The sequence below is a fragment of the Enterobacter sp. MALB-1 genome (genome assembly GCF_041021625.1).
GTDB classification, from domain to species: Bacteria; Pseudomonadota; Gammaproteobacteria; order Enterobacterales; family Enterobacteriaceae; genus Enterobacter; species Enterobacter oligotrophicus.
Window position 1 is genome coordinate 1,726,413 of sequence record NZ_JBDPJL010000001.1, and the last position, 14,462, is coordinate 1,740,874.

Genomic DNA, 14,462 nt, shown 5'->3' on the forward strand with positions numbered 1-14,462 from the left:
CCTGAGTTAACATCTAAGCCACATTTAAAACCGCGCACGTCTCGCGCGGTGACCACACCTGACAGGAGTATGTAATGTCTAAGCAACAGATCGGCGTCGTCGGTATGGCAGTGATGGGGCGCAACCTGGCGCTCAACATCGAAAGCCGTGGTTATACCGTCTCCGTTTTCAACCGCTCCCGTGACAAAACCGAAGAAGTGATTGCCGAAAATCCAGGCAAGAAACTGGTGCCATTCTATACGGTCCAGGAGTTCGTTGAGTCTCTGGAGACGCCTCGTCGTATCCTGTTAATGGTGAAAGCGGGTGCGGGTACAGATGCTGCCATCGACTCCCTGAAACCTTACCTGGAAAAGGGCGACATCATTATTGATGGCGGTAATACCTTCTTCCAGGACACTATTCGTCGTAACCGGGAATTGTCTGCTGAGGGCTTCAACTTCATCGGAACCGGTGTATCCGGCGGTGAAGAGGGTGCGCTGAAGGGGCCATCTATCATGCCTGGCGGTCAGAAAGAAGCGTACGAGCTGGTTGCGCCGATCCTGACCAAAATCGCTGCTGTCGCAGAAGATGGCGAGCCGTGTGTGACCTATATCGGTCCGGACGGTGCGGGTCACTACGTGAAAATGGTTCACAACGGTATCGAATACGGCGACATGCAGCTCATTGCCGAAGCCTATTCCCTGCTGAAGGGCGGCCTGAACCTGTCCAATGAAGAACTGGCTGAAACCTTCACCGAGTGGAACAAAGGTGAGCTGAACAGTTACCTGATCGACATCACCAAAGACATCTTCACGAAGAAAGATGAAGAGGGTAAATACCTGGTTGATGTGATTCTGGACGAAGCGGCGAACAAAGGTACGGGTAAATGGACCAGCCAGAGCTCTCTGGATCTGGGTGAGCCACTCTCCCTGATCACTGAATCCGTATTCGCACGTTACATCTCTTCTCTGAAAGAACAACGTGTTGCGGCATCTAAGGTGCTGTCTGGCCCACAGGCTAAACCAGCCGGTGACAAAACCGAGTTCGTTGAGAAAGTTCGTCGCGCACTTTACCTGGGTAAAATCGTCTCTTATGCGCAAGGCTTCTCCCAGCTGCGCGCGGCTTCAGATGAAAATAACTGGGATCTGAACTACGGCGAAATCGCGAAGATCTTCCGCGCAGGTTGCATCATTCGCGCTCAGTTCCTGCAGAAAATTACCGATGCTTACGCTGAAAATGCGGGCATTGCAAACCTGCTGCTGGCACCGTACTTCAAGAAAATTGCTGATGAATACCAGCAGGCGCTGCGCGATGTCGTAGCTTACGCGGTACAGAACGGTATTCCGGTTCCAACCTTCTCTGCGGCTGTGGCGTACTACGACAGCTACCGTGCTGCTGTTCTGCCTGCGAACCTGATTCAGGCGCAGCGTGACTATTTCGGTGCACATACCTACAAACGCACTGATAAAGAAGGTGTGTTCCACACCGAATGGCTGGATTAAGTTAATCTGCTTTAAGCCATCAAGACCCGGAGATCTCTCCGGGTTTTTTTTACACTAAAATTGACGATTGTTATTCGAAGTAGTCTGAATGTCGCCCCATTAGCGGGGAATCATCCCGCTTCGCCTTGACAGTTCTGTCGGCCAGGAGGTACAAAGCCCAACAGTTATGTTTATCGCGATGGTCAGATGACCATCTGTACAGTTAACTCACAGAAGTCATTAGCGAATGAAAATAACAATCTCCGGAACAGGTTATGTTGGTCTTTCAAACGGTATCCTGATTGCGCAGAACCATGAAGTGGTCGCGCTGGATATCGTGCAGGCCAAAGTGGATATGCTTAATCAGAAGAAATCCCCGATTGTTGATAAAGAGATCCAGGATTACCTTTCGAATAAACCGCTGAATTTCCGTGCAACGACGGACAAAGAAGATGCTTACCGCAATGCGGATTATGTCATCATCGCGACGCCAACTGATTACGATCCGAAAACCAACTATTTCAATACCTCCAGTGTTGAAGCTGTGATCAAAGATGTCACGGCTATCAATCCAAACGCGGTAATGATCATCAAATCGACCATTCCGGTGGGATTCACCAAATCAATCAAAGAAGAGCTGGGTATTGAGAACGTTTTCTTCTCACCTGAATTCCTGCGTGAGGGGAGGGCACTCTACGATAACCTGCATCCGTCGCGCATTGTGATCGGTGAACGCTCTGAGCGTGCAGAGCGGTTTGCGTCGCTGCTGCAGGAAGGTGCCATTAAGCAAGATATCCCGGTGCTGTTTACTGATTCCACCGAAGCAGAGGCAATTAAACTCTTCGCTAACACCTATCTGGCCATGCGCGTGGCTTACTTCAATGAACTGGACAGCTACGCAGAAAGCCTGGGGCTGAATACCCGTCAGATCATTGAAGGCGTCTGCCTCGATCCGCGTATCGGTAACCACTATAATAACCCGTCATTTGGTTACGGTGGTTACTGCCTGCCTAAAGATACCAAGCAGTTGCTTGCCAACTACCAGGCTGTACCAAACAACCTGATTTCGGCCATCGTCGATGCGAACCGTACGCGTAAGGATTTCATTTCGGATTCTATCCTCGCGCGCCAGCCTAAGGTTGTGGGGGTGTATCGCCTGATCATGAAGAGCGGTTCTGATAATTTCCGCGCCTCTTCCATTCAGGGGATCATGAAGCGTATTAAGGCGAAAGGTGTTCAGGTCATTATTTATGAACCAGCGATGCAGGAAGACGAGTTTTTCCACTCTCGCGTCATTCGCGATCTGAATGCCTTTAAAAAAGAAGCCGACGTTATTATCTCTAACCGAATGGCAGAAGAACTGGCGGATGTGGCAGATAAGGTCTATACCCGCGATCTGTTCGGCAGTGACTGATACAATAAAAAACCCGGCGTCGTTGCCGGGTTTTTTGTATTACACCTTATAGAAGTTGCGATACCAGTCCACAAAGTTCTTCACCCCGTCTTTTACGGAGGTTTGTGGTTTAAAGCCAATAACGTCATACAGCGCTTTAGTGTCGGCGCTTGTTTCCAGCACATCGCCTGGCTGGATCGGCATCATGTTTTTCTCTGCCTCTTTGCCCAGGGCATCTTCCAGCGCGGTAATGTAATCCATCAGTTCAACGGGTGAGCTGTTGCCAATGTTATAAACGCGATACGGCGCGGAACTGGTAGCGGGTGAGCCCGTCTCGACAGTCCAGTTCGTATCGGCCTGCGGAATCACATCCTGAAGGCGGATAATCGCTTCAGCGATATCATCAATATAGGTAAAGTCGCGTTTCATCTTCCCGTAGTTGTAGACGTCGATACTCTTACCTTCAATCATCGCTTTGGTGAATTTAAAGAGCGCCATATCCGGGCGGCCCCACGGCCCATAAACCGTAAAGAAGCGCAGGCCTGTCGTCGGTAGGTTATAGAGGTGCGAATAAGTATGCGACATCAGCTCGTTTGCTTTTTTGGTGGCCGCATAGAGTGATACCGGGTGATCGACTGAGTCATCCGTTGAGAACGGCATCTTGCGGTTAAGACCATAAACGGAGCTGGAAGAGGCGTACAGAAGGTGTTGAACCTTATTATGACGGCAGCCTTCAAGGACGTTGAGATGCCCCGTCAGGTTAGCATCCGCATACGCATGCGGGTTCTCAAGGGAGTAACGCACCCCGGCCTGGGCCGCCAGATGGATAACGCGATCGAATTTTTCATCAGCAAACAGTTTCGCCATACCTTCCCGATCGGCCAAATCCAGTTTCTGGAAAGTGAAATTGTCGGATGACAGAAGATCAAGGCGTGCTTGTTTCAGGTTGACGTCATAATAGTCATTCAGATTATCAATCCCGACAACCTGGTGGCCCGCTTCCAGAAGACGTTGGCTGACGTGGAAGCCGATAAAGCCCGCAGCGCCGGTGACCAGAAATTTCATACCTTTCCTCATCATATATCTACTCTGTAGGTGCGAAAACGCACCGGAATGGGGCTAATGATAGCGCGATGTACCAGGGTTACCAAACCTATCTTTTCGATATAACTAACAGGATTCCTATAGAAAATTTCACAACAGGCGATACACTAGTAAGCAAATATAATTATGCGATTTTTTGTCTTTTAAGGATTGTATGACGCAGAGCAACAATAACGTGGTCGACCGAAGCAATGACCCAGAGCAGATTGATTTAATTGATTTAGTGATGCAACTTTGGCGCAGCAAATGGACTATCGTTACGTTTGTTGTCATTGCTATCGTGTTGGCAGGAGCGTATTTGCTCATTGCAAAAGAGAAATGGACGTCAACGGCAATCATCTCCCAGCCTGATGCTGCACAAGTTGCCACCTACAATAACGCCCTCAACATTCTGTATGGCAATGCTGCGCCTTCCATGACGGAGGTTCAGACCCGCGTTATTGGTCGTTTCAACTCTGCATTTTCAGCCCTTTCTCAGGCGCTGGATAATCAGGAAGTTCCTGAAAAACTGTCTATTGAACCTTCCGTTAAAGGGCAACCTTTGCCTTTAAGCATCACATACACCAGTGATAGTGCAGAAGCTGCGCAGAAGCAACTGGCACAGTATATTCAACAGGTGGATGAGCAGACGGCGAAAGAGTTGGGCGTTGACCTGAAGGACAACATCAAACAACAGATTACGATACTGAATGACTCTCTTGAGAACCAGGAGAAAGTTGCCCAGGAGCAAAAGGATCTGCGTATTAAGCAGATTTCCGAGGCCTTAAAGTTCGCTGATGCGGCGAAAGTTTCTACCCCTCAGGTACAGCAAACACAGGATGTCACCCAGGAAACCATGTTCCTTCTGGGAAGCGAAGCGCTGAAATCGATGATTGAAAACGAATCGAGTCGCCCGCTGGTTCTCTCCCCGGCGTATTATCAGACTAAACAGAATTTGCTGGATATTGAAAAACTTAAAGTGGACCCTGCCACTATCCATGTGTACCGTTACGTGATGAAACCGGATCTGCCAATCCGCCGGGACAGCCCGAAAAAAGCCATTGTCTTGATCCTTGCCGTACTGCTCGGTGGGATTATCGGTTCCGGCGTCGTGTTAGGACGTAACGCACTGCGGAACTACAAGCCAAGAGGCTGATTCGCAGACAAAAAAAGACCGGGTTTCCCCGGTCTTTTTTTATTTGTGCCGTTTGCGAAGATTCTCTATCACCGCGGTTAAATCCAGCGACTGATCCTGCAGTAGCACCAGCAGGTGATACATCAGATCCGACGCTTCGTTAGTCAGCTCTTCCCGGTCATGCACCGTCGCGGCCAGCGCCGTTTCAACACCTTCTTCACCCACTTTTTGCGCAATACGCTTAGTCCCGCTGGCATACAGCTTTGCAGTATATGAACTCGTTGGGTCAGCCGTTTTACGCTCCGCCAGCAATTGTTCCAGTTGATACAGGAACAACCACTGGTGACTCGCCTCACCGAAGCAACTGCTGGTTCCTTTGTGGCAGGTTGGGCCAATCGGATTGACCAGTACCAGCAGGGTGTCATTATCGCAGTCCGGCGTAATGCTAACCACATTCAGGAAGTGGCCGGAGGTTTCCCCTTTGGTCCACAGGCGCTGTTTTGTGCGTGAGAAGAAGGTCACTTTGCCGCTGTCGAGCGTTTTCGCCAGCGCGTCCTGGTTCATATATCCCAGCATCAGCACTTCGCCTGAAACCGCATGCTGTACAACCACCGGCAGTAATCCGTCGGTTTTTTCCCAGTCCAGCTGTGCCTGTTGTTGCTCTGTTAACATACCCTGATCTCCACGCCCTGGCCTGCCAGGTACGTTTTTAACTCACCAATATTGATAATCTGTTTGTGGAACACGGAGGCGGCCAGCGCCCCGTCGACGTTCGCATCACGGAACGCTTCGAGGAAGTGTTCCATGGTTCCCGCACCGCCGGAGGCAATCAGCGGGACGTGGCAAACCGCCCGGACTTTTTTCAGTTGCTCAAGGTCGTAACCGTTACGCACGCCGTCCTGGTTCATCATGTTCAGTACGATTTCACCGGCACCGCGTTTTTGAACTTCCTGCACCCAGTCCAGTGTCTCCCACTGGGTGACGCGGGTGCGGCTTTCATCGCCAGTGTACTGATTGACGTGGTATTTGCCCGTCGCGGCGTCGAACCAGGTATCAATACCCACCACAACACACTGCACGCCAAAGCGATCCGCCAGGCGGGTAATAAGCTCAGGATCGGCCAGAGCAGGGGAGTTAATGGAAATTTTGTCGGCACCAAAAGAGAGTATTTTGGCTGCATCGTCGGCGGATTTAATCCCGCCCGCCACGCAAAACGGAATATCGATCACCTCCGCCACGCGTGCCACCCAGCTTTTGTCCACCACGCGACCATCGCTGGAGGCGGTGATGTCATAAAACACCAGTTCGTCTGCACCTTCATCGGCGTAGCGTTTTGCCAGTGGAACAATGTCACCAATGATCTCATGGTTGCGGAACTGCACGCCTTTCACTACCTGACCATCGCGCACGTCCAGGCAGGGGATTATCCGTTTTGCCAGCATTGAATCGCCTCCGTTACCGTAAATTTGCCTTCCAGCAGAGCGCGACCAACAATCACGCCACGCACACCCGTTCCGCGCAGTGCTGCGATGTCGGCTAAATCGCCGATGCCGCCAGACGACTGAAACGCCACCTGCGGATAACGCGCGCAAACTTCTTCATATAAAGAGACGTTCGAACCCGCCAGCGTCCCGTCACGGGAGATATCCGTACACAGCACGTGCTTCAGGCCAACGGGCTGATATATATCCACCAGTGCTTCCAGCGTCACGCCGGAGTTCTCCTGCCAGCCACTGACCGCCACCTGCTTATTTCCTTGCTCGTCAATGCGTACATCCAGCGCCAGCACCAGCGCATCCGCACCAAAGCGGCGGAACCAGCCTTTGACCTTTTCAGGATCGTTAACGGCGGTAGAACCAACCACCACACGCGCCACACCAGCGTCCAGCAGCGAGGCAACATCCTCTTCCGTACGCACGCCACCGCCGACCTGCACGGGAATATCCACGCCAGCGACCAGTTTTTTAAGCAGAGGGATCTGGCGTTTCGCCGGATCTTTCGCACCGGTCAGATCGACCAGGTGCAACACCTCCGCACCCTGGGCGGCATAATCCTGCAGACGCGGCAGCGGATCGTTACCGTAGTCGCGCTGCTGGCCGTAATCGCCCTGATGGAGGCGGACAACCGTGCCGTCAATTAAATCTAAAGCGGGAATAATCATCACATCTCCAGGAAGTTTTTCAGCAACTGTGCGCCTGCGGCACCAGAGCGTTCCGGGTGAAACTGCACGCCGTAAAAATTATCTTTCTGCACCGCCGCAGTGAAAGCCTCGCCATAATTGCACTGGGCGATGGTGTACGGATTTACCGGCATGGCGTAACTGTGGACGAAGTAAAAATACGCGCCGTCTTCGATACCGCGAAACAGCCGGTCGCCCGCTTTCGGGTAGACACGGTTCCAGCCCATATGCGGCAGAGGGAGGCCGTGGTCAGCCATCTTTGGCACGTCTTCTTCAATTATCCCGAGCAGGTCGATGCCGTTCGACTCTTCACTACGCCGCCCTAACAGCTGCATCCCTAAGCAAATGCCCAGCACTGGCTGAGTACAGGCTTTGATAAGCTCAACCAGCTCACGCTCGTGGATCTGATCCATCGCCGCCTGCGCTGTCCCCACGCCCGGCAAAAAAAGTTTATCCGCGCGCAACACCACATCGGGATCGCGGCTTACCACCGGCTCATAGCCGTGGCGAATGATTGCCGATTTCACGGAGTTCAGGTTGGCGCATCCGGTGTCCAGAATCACCACGTTCATTACAGCACTCCTTTCGACGAGGGAAGGGCGTCACCTTCAACGCGGATCGCCTGACGCAGGGTACGGCCAAAGGCTTTGAACAGGCTCTCCACGCGGTGGTGATCGTTCTTGCCTTTGGTTTTGAGGTGCAGCGTCAGCCCCATGGTGTAGGAGAGCGAACGGAAAAAGTGTTCCACCATTTCGGTGCTGAGATCGCCCACGCGCTGGTAGGTGAAGTCGGCTTTATATTCCAAGTGCGGACGCCCGGAGATATCCATCGCGCAGCGTGCCAGGCACTCGTCCATCGGCAGGACAAAGCCAAAACGGTTGATGCCGCGTTTGTCACCCAGCGCCAGCTTCAGCGCTTCGCCCAGCGCCAGACCGGTGTCTTCAACGGTGTGGTGATCGTCAATATACAGGTCGCCTTTAACGGTAATTTCCATGCGGAAGCCGCCGTGCGTGGCAATCTGGTCCAGCATGTGGTCGAAGAAGCCGACGCCAGTGTGGATCTTGCTGCCGCCTTCGCGGTCCAGCCAGACCTTCACGTCAATCTGCGTCTCTTTGGTGATGCGCTCAATGTGCGAGTAGCGGTCACGTTTGGTTAGCTGCTCGCCAATCATCGCCCAGCTCAGGTTGTCGCGGTTGTAGCGCAGGCCCGAAATCCCCATGTTTTCGGCAAGCGTAATATCGGTAACACGATCGCCAATGACATAGCTGTTGGCTTTATCCAGCACCTCTTCTGCCAGGTAGCGCTCAACCAGTTTCACCTTCGGCTTACGGCAGTCGCACTCATCGGCGGGAAGATGAGGGCAAATCAGCACTTCATCAAACGCCACGCCCTGCGAGGTGAGGATCTGCATCATCAGGTTATGCGGACCATCAAAGTCGGCCTGCGGGAAACTGTCCGTCCCCAGGCCGTCCTGGTTGGTGATTATCACCAGCTTAAAACCGGCCTTCTGCAGCTTAAGCAACACCGGGATCACGTCGGGTTCAAAGGCCAGTTTGTCGAAACGATCGACCTGAAAATCGGTTGGTGGCTCCGAAATAATGGTGCCGTCACGATCGATAAAGAGGGTCTTCTGACTCATACTTTCTCCGCTTTCAGGGCGTCAATGACGCGCTGGCTCTCTGCACGGGTGCCTACGGTAATCCGCAAACAGCCGCTTAAGGATGGTTGTTTATTTTGGTCTCGTAAGATAATGCCCTGATCCCACAAAGATTTAAATATGGCGCTGGACGCGGTGAAGCGTACCAGTATGTAGTTGGTTTCAGAGTCAAACACCTGTTCAACGCAAGGGATCTCTTTCAGGGCGCTGACCAGGTACTGGCGTTCCACCAGAATCTGCGCCACGCGCTCGCGCATCGCGTTGATACCCTGCGGAGCCAGTGCCTGGGCGGCAATATCGGCGACTGGCGTCGAGAGCGGGTAGGGGGCGATCACTTTCAGCAGCAGGTTGATAACTTCTTTATTGGCCAGCGTAAACCCACAGCGCAGGCCAGCGAGGGCGAAGGCTTTGGACAACGTGCGCAGCACCACCAGATGCGGGTACTCCTCAAGCCAGCCTGCCAGCGTCGCCTGCGGGCAGAACTCAATATAGGCCTCATCAGCAACCACCAGCGCTTTGCCGCGGGTCATTTCCAGCAGGGTACGGATATCCTGCGGATTGATAATTTGTCCTGTCGGGTTGTTTGGGCTACAAACAAACACCACTTTCACACCGTCAAGATTATCGGCAATGCCCTGCAGATCGAGCTGCCAGTCGTCCAGCGCCTGCACGTTACGACACGCCACGCCGAAGGTTTCGGCGCTAACACTGTACATCCCGTAAGTGGGCTGGCAGTACATCACCGCATCTTTGCCAGGCTCGCAGAAGGCGCGGATCAGCAGTTCAATGCCTTCATCCGCGCCACGGCTAACTAACACCTGCTCAGGCTTTACACCCGCGTATTGCGCGTAGTTTTCAATAACCGCTTTTGGCTGACACTCCGGGTAGCGGTTCAGCGTTTGCTGCGATAACTCAAAGGCGACCGCCGTCGGGAATTCGTTGGCGTTCAGCCAGACATCACCGTTACCGCCCAGGCGGCGGGCAGACTGATAGGGCGTCAGTCGACGGACATTTTCACGCGCTAATTCTTCAATGTTCATGCTTGCTCCTTCAGGGCTGCCACGCGCAGCGTCACGGCGTTTTTGTGGGCGGTCAGGCGCTCGGCAGCGGCCAGGGTTTCAATGGTGGAAGCCAGTGACGCAAAGCCTTCACGAGAAAGCTCCTGCACGGTCATGCGCTTCTGGAAATCCGCCAGCCCGAGGCTTGAGCAGGTTGAGGTGTAGCCATACGTCGGCAGGACGTGGTTGGTGCCAGAGGCGTAATCACCCGCCGATTCCGGTGACCAGTCACCGAGGAAAACCGAGCCTGCACTGGTGATGCTGTCGACCAGATCGCGCGCGCTGCGGGTCTGAATGATCAGGTGCTCCGGGCCGTACTGGTTGGAGATGGCAATGCACTGGTCGAGATCGCGGGCCACAATCAGGCGGCTGGAAGAGAGAGCCTGACGTGCCGTTTCAGCACGCGGCAGATCGGCCAACTGACGCTCAACGGCTTCACCTACGCGTTTCGCCATGTCCGCATCCGGTGTCAGCAAAATGACCTGTGAGTCCGGGCCATGTTCCGCCTGAGATAACAAGTCAGATGCCACGAAGTCCGGCGTGGCACCGCTGTCGGCAATTACCAGCACTTCAGACGGTCCGGCAGGCATATCGATGGCCGCACCGTCCAGACGCTGGCTGACCTGACGCTTGGCCTCGGTTACATACGCATTGCCTGGCCCGAAAATTTTGTCTACTTTCGGAATGGATTCGGTGCCAAACGCCAGGGCAGAGATGGCCTGCGCACCGCCCACTTTGTATACCGCCTGTACGCCACAGAGCTTAGCGGCATACAGAATTTCATCGGCAATCGGCGGTGGGGAGCAAAGCACCACTTTCTGGCACCCGGCGATACGCGCCGGTGTCGCCAGCATTAATACGGTGGAAAACAGCGGAGCTGAGCCGCCGGGGATATAAAGCCCCACGGACGCGACCGGACGGGTCACCTGCTGGCAGCGAACGCCTGGCAAGGTTTCCACATCAACGGTCTGCAATTTCTGCGCGGTGTGGAAGGTATCAATGTTTTTCACTGCGACGGCCATCGCCTGTTTGATGTCATCTCCCAGACGATTGCTGGCATCAATGATTTCCTGTTCGGCAACCTGTAATGCGCCGACGTCCGTCTTATCAAATTTTGCACTGTATTCACGCAGCGCATCGTCGCCACGGGCTTTGACGTTATTGAGGATCTCAGCCACGGTACGGGTGATGCTTTCAGATGCGGAAATCGCCGGGCGCATCAGTAATTCACTTTGCTGCTCTTCAGTACAGCTATTCCAGTCGATGATGGTATTAAAGCTCATAATCGTCTTCCTTTTTTGCCGGATGGCTGGTTGTTTATCCGGCCTGCGGGTCTTGTAGGCCCGGTAAGCGAAGCGCCACCGGGCAGCATACGTGGAATTACTCCATCATCTTCTCAATCGGCAGCACCAGAATGGAGCTTGCCCCCAGCGCCTTCAGTTTTTCCATGGTTTCCCAGAACAGGGTTTCGCTGCTCACCATATGCATCGCCACGCGCTGCTGATCGCCCGCCAGCGGCAGAATGGTTGGACGCTCAGCACCTGGCAGCAGGGCAATCACTTCATCCAGACGTTCGGTTGGCGCGTGCATCATGATGTATTTGGATTCACGTGCCTGAATCACCCCCTGAATACGGGTCAGCAGCTTGTCGATGAGTTGCTGTTTGGCATCGGCCATTTCGCCGTCGCGCTGGATCAGGCAGGCTTTGGAGCGATAGATGACTTCCACTTCGCGCAAACCGTTTGCTTCAAGAGTCGCACCGGTAGAGACGAGGTCACAGATGGCATCGGCCAGACCCGCGCGTGGAGCCACTTCAACGGAGCCGTTCAGCAGGCAGGATTTAAACTGTACGCCTTTTTGATCCAGGTAGCGCTTCAACAGGTGCGGGTAAGAGGTGGCAATGCGCTTGCCGTTCAGTGCTGCCGGGCCGTCCCAGGCTTCATCAGCCGGCGTTGCCAGCGACAAGCGGCAACCGCCAAAGTCCAGACGACGCAGGGTAAAATAGCGAGGATCTTCGCCCTGGGCGCGGCGGGTCAGAAGCTCTTCTTCCAGTACGTTTTCGCCGATGATCCCCAGATCCACCACGCCGTCCATCACCAGGCCCGGAATGTCGTCATCACGTACGCGCAGAATGTCGATGGGCATATTTTCAGCAAGGGCAATCAGGCGCTGGGTATGCAGGTTGATTTTAATCCCGCAGCGGGCCAGCAGTTCGCGTGAATCGTCACTTAAACGGCCTGATTTCTGAATAGCTATGCGTAAACGTGAGTTATCTAACATTCTTTATTCCTCGTTAACCTGTTTTAACCTGTCTGAATGCGGTCCAAAAAAAAGCCCCCGGAAGATGATCTTCCGGGGGCTTTCTCATGCGTTCATGCACCACTGGAAGATCCAAACGTCTTCCAGCACACATCGCCTGAAAGACTAGTCAGGATGATGGTGATGATGGTGGTGTTTAAATTGAACGCGTGTCATATAAATTCTCGATGAATGCTTATTCATTTGATGTCTTTTAACCTAAACCACTTGCACCGCAGAAAGCAAGGGCTTTTTTTAATCATTAATTCATTTCATATTGATGCTATGAATTGAGTGTTCGCCAGTGCTGGCGTAGCCTTAATAAAAACGTGTGTAAGCCTGGAGAATTCGCATGAAAAAGGTCGCGATTGTCGGTTTAGGGTGGTTAGGAATGCCGCTGGCGATGTCATTAGCCGCGAAAGGCTGGCAGGTGACCGGGAGTAAAACCACGGCGGACGGGGTGGAAGCCGCGCGGATGTGCGGTATTGACGGTATTCAGTTGCGTCTTGAGCCAGAGCTTGTTTGCGATGCCGACGAGCTGGACGAATTAATGAACGTTGACGCGCTGATCATCACCTTACCGGCGCGGCGCAGCGGGCCGGGTGAGTCGTTCTATCTGCAGGCCGTGCAGGAGATTGTCGATAGCGCGCTGGCGCACCATATTCCGCGCATTATTTTTACCAGCTCAACATCGGTCTATGGTGATGTTGAGGGAACGGTGAAGGAAAATAGTGAACGGCACCCGATCACCGCAAGCGGCCGGGTGCTGAAAGAGCTGGAGGACTGGCTGCATAATCTGCCGGGAACCCAGGTGGATATTTTGCGCCTGGCAGGGCTGGTAGGGCCGGGGCGTCATCCCGGCCGTTTCTTTGCCGGTAAATCGGCTCCGGACGGACAACATGGCGTCAATCTTGTGCATCTTGAAGACGTTATCGGCGCAATTGAGTTGCTATTACAGGCTCCGAAAGGAGGGCACATCTATAATATATGTGCGCCTTCTCATCCGGCGCGTAGTACCTTTTACCCTCTGATGGCGCGCCAGCTTGGGCTGGCTCCGCCGGTATTTGGTGACGCGCAGGGTGAAAGCAAAGGCAAAATCATTGATGGTAATCGTATTTGCCATGAACTGGGATTTGAGTATCAGTATCCCGATCCGCTGGTCATGCCCATGGAATAGTGTCATAGCGGAGGACGATTGCGCACCGTAAGGGGGCGAACATGAAACCGCTGCTGGATGTTCTTGTTATTCTTGATGCGCTGGAAAAAGAGGGGAGCTTTGCTGCAGCGTCGGCGAAGCTCTATAAAACGCCCTCGGCGCTGAGTTATACCGTTCATAAACTGGAAAGCGATCTTAATATCCAAATCCTCGATCGCTCCGGGCATCGCGCTCGTTTTACCCGTACCGGGCAGATGTTGTTGGAAAAAGGGCGCGACGTTCTTCACACCGTTCGCGAGCTTGAAAAGCAGGCCGTGAAACTTCATCAAGGCTGGGAAAATGAGCTGGTGATTGGCGTCGATGATACGTTTCCCTTCTCGCTGTTGACCCCGCTTATCGAGGCTTTCTATCAGCGCCATAGCGTGACTCGGCTGATTTTTATTAATGGTGTGCTGGGTGGTTCATGGGATGCCTTAACGCAGGGACGGGCAGATATTATCGTGGGGGCATTGCGGGAGCCGCCCCCATTGAGTGAATTTGGTTTTGCCCGTTTGGGCGTGCTTGAGCAGATCTTTGCTGTCGCCCCACATCATCCTTTAGCAAACGAGCCGGAACCGCTTAATCGCCGGGTTATTAAGGGATTTCGCGCTATCGTCGTGGGTGACAGTTCCCGCCCGGAATGCGCCGTCTCTTCGCAGCTGCTGGATGAACAGGAAGCTATCACCGTTTTCGATTTCAAAACTAAGCTGGAGCTGCAAATAAGCGGGCTGGGCTGCGGTTATCTTCCCCGTTATTTAGCGCAACGGTTTATTGAAAGCGGAGCGCTGGTTGAGAAACAGGTTATGGCGCAAAGCAGTAATGAATCGGTATGGGTGGGCTGGAATGAACAAACCGCTGGCCTCGCCAGCGCCTGGTGGCGGGATGAGATTTTAGCAAATAGTGCTATCGCTGCCGTTTACACACAGGCTGATATTGGTAAATCAAACGGTTAGTGAAAATAATTTATTGATGAGTTTCTCAATCTATTGCCTTTTGTATCCAAA

Annotated in this window: 15 protein-coding genes and 1 other annotated feature; of the genes, 5 read left to right on the plus strand and 10 right to left on the minus strand. The window is 53.3% G+C overall.

Features of this window, described 5'->3' with window-relative positions; genetic code table 11:
• Positions 1–74 precede the first annotated feature (74 nt).
• Positions 75–1,481 carry an NADP-dependent phosphogluconate dehydrogenase gene (gene gndA / locus ABGB15_RS08180; RefSeq protein ID WP_152081538.1) on the plus strand — a complete coding sequence of 469 codons (1,407 nt, stop codon included), beginning with the start codon at positions 75–77 and terminating at the stop codon, positions 1,479–1,481.
• 226 nt (positions 1,482–1,707) lie between these two features.
• Entirely contained in the window at positions 1,708–2,874 is a 1,167-nt protein-coding gene (gene ugd, locus ABGB15_RS08185; protein ID WP_215722308.1) for a UDP-glucose 6-dehydrogenase, read from the plus strand.
• 39 nt (positions 2,875–2,913) lie between these two features.
• Here ugd and ABGB15_RS08190 read toward each other — a convergent pair whose 3' ends face one another.
• Positions 2,914–3,918 carry an NAD-dependent epimerase gene (locus ABGB15_RS08190; RefSeq protein WP_152081536.1) on the minus strand — a complete coding sequence of 335 codons (1,005 nt, stop codon included), beginning with the start codon at positions 3,916–3,918 and terminating at the stop codon, positions 2,914–2,916.
• A gap of 193 nt (positions 3,919–4,111) precedes the next feature.
• Between ABGB15_RS08190 and wzzB the strand changes: the two genes are divergently transcribed.
• Positions 4,112–5,092, plus strand: coding sequence for an LPS O-antigen chain length determinant protein WzzB (wzzB, locus tag ABGB15_RS08195; RefSeq protein WP_215722307.1), 981 nt, complete (start codon positions 4,112–4,114; stop codon positions 5,090–5,092).
• 39 nt (positions 5,093–5,131) lie between these two features.
• Here wzzB and hisIE read toward each other — a convergent pair whose 3' ends face one another.
• From hisIE to hisL, 9 genes are all read right to left on the minus strand, one after another.
• A complete protein-coding gene (gene hisIE, locus ABGB15_RS08200; RefSeq protein ID WP_152081534.1) occupies positions 5,132–5,743 on the minus strand; it encodes a bifunctional phosphoribosyl-AMP cyclohydrolase/phosphoribosyl-ATP diphosphatase HisIE in 612 nt (203 codons plus the stop codon).
• Positions 5,737–6,513 (minus strand): imidazole glycerol phosphate synthase subunit HisF, encoded by a 777-nt coding sequence (hisF, locus tag ABGB15_RS08205; protein ID WP_152081533.1) that lies wholly within the window; start codon positions 6,511–6,513, stop codon positions 5,737–5,739. Before hisF ends, hisIE begins: the two co-directional genes overlap by 7 nt.
• Complete coding sequence (gene hisA, locus ABGB15_RS08210) at positions 6,495–7,232, minus strand: 1-(5-phosphoribosyl)-5-[(5-phosphoribosylamino)methylideneamino]imidazole-4-carboxamide isomerase (RefSeq protein WP_215722306.1); 738 nt, start codon at positions 7,230–7,232, stop codon at positions 6,495–6,497. Before hisA ends, hisF begins: the two co-directional genes overlap by 19 nt.
• On the minus strand, positions 7,232–7,822 hold the full coding sequence (gene hisH / locus ABGB15_RS08215; protein ID WP_215722305.1) for an imidazole glycerol phosphate synthase subunit HisH: 591 nt from the start codon (positions 7,820–7,822) through the stop codon (positions 7,232–7,234). Before hisH ends, hisA begins: the two co-directional genes overlap by 1 nt.
• Positions 7,822–8,889 carry a bifunctional histidinol-phosphatase/imidazoleglycerol-phosphate dehydratase HisB gene (hisB, locus tag ABGB15_RS08220; RefSeq protein WP_369064159.1) on the minus strand — a complete coding sequence of 356 codons (1,068 nt, stop codon included), beginning with the start codon at positions 8,887–8,889 and terminating at the stop codon, positions 7,822–7,824. The genes hisH and hisB overlap by 1 nt, the downstream gene beginning before the upstream one ends.
• On the minus strand, positions 8,886–9,947 hold the full coding sequence (hisC, locus tag ABGB15_RS08225) for a histidinol-phosphate transaminase (protein WP_152081529.1): 1,062 nt from the start codon (positions 9,945–9,947) through the stop codon (positions 8,886–8,888). Before hisC ends, hisB begins: the two co-directional genes overlap by 4 nt.
• Entirely contained in the window at positions 9,944–11,248 is a 1,305-nt protein-coding gene (gene hisD, locus ABGB15_RS08230; RefSeq protein WP_215722303.1) for a histidinol dehydrogenase, read from the minus strand. Before hisD ends, hisC begins: the two co-directional genes overlap by 4 nt.
• A 97-nt stretch (positions 11,249–11,345) precedes the next feature.
• Positions 11,346–12,245, minus strand: coding sequence for an ATP phosphoribosyltransferase (gene hisG / locus ABGB15_RS08235; protein ID WP_152081527.1), 900 nt, complete (start codon positions 12,243–12,245; stop codon positions 11,346–11,348).
• A gap of 45 nt (positions 12,246–12,290) precedes the next feature.
• Positions 12,291–12,414 (minus strand) — a sequence feature (His leader region).
• Positions 12,390–12,440, minus strand: a complete 51-nt coding sequence (gene hisL, locus ABGB15_RS08240; protein ID WP_001364200.1) for a his operon leader peptide — start codon at positions 12,438–12,440, stop codon at positions 12,390–12,392. (Overlaps the previous feature by 25 nt.)
• A 175-nt stretch (positions 12,441–12,615) precedes the next feature.
• On the opposite strand from hisL, the gene ABGB15_RS08245 reads away from it, so the two are divergent.
• Together ABGB15_RS08245 and ABGB15_RS08250 are read left to right on the plus strand one after the other, a co-directional pair.
• Positions 12,616–13,440 carry an SDR family oxidoreductase gene (locus ABGB15_RS08245; RefSeq protein WP_152081526.1) on the plus strand — a complete coding sequence of 275 codons (825 nt, stop codon included), beginning with the start codon at positions 12,616–12,618 and terminating at the stop codon, positions 13,438–13,440.
• Between the two features lie 41 nt (positions 13,441–13,481).
• Complete coding sequence (locus ABGB15_RS08250; RefSeq protein ID WP_215722302.1) at positions 13,482–14,411, plus strand: LysR substrate-binding domain-containing protein; 930 nt, start codon at positions 13,482–13,484, stop codon at positions 14,409–14,411.
• Positions 14,412–14,462 lie beyond the last annotated feature (51 nt).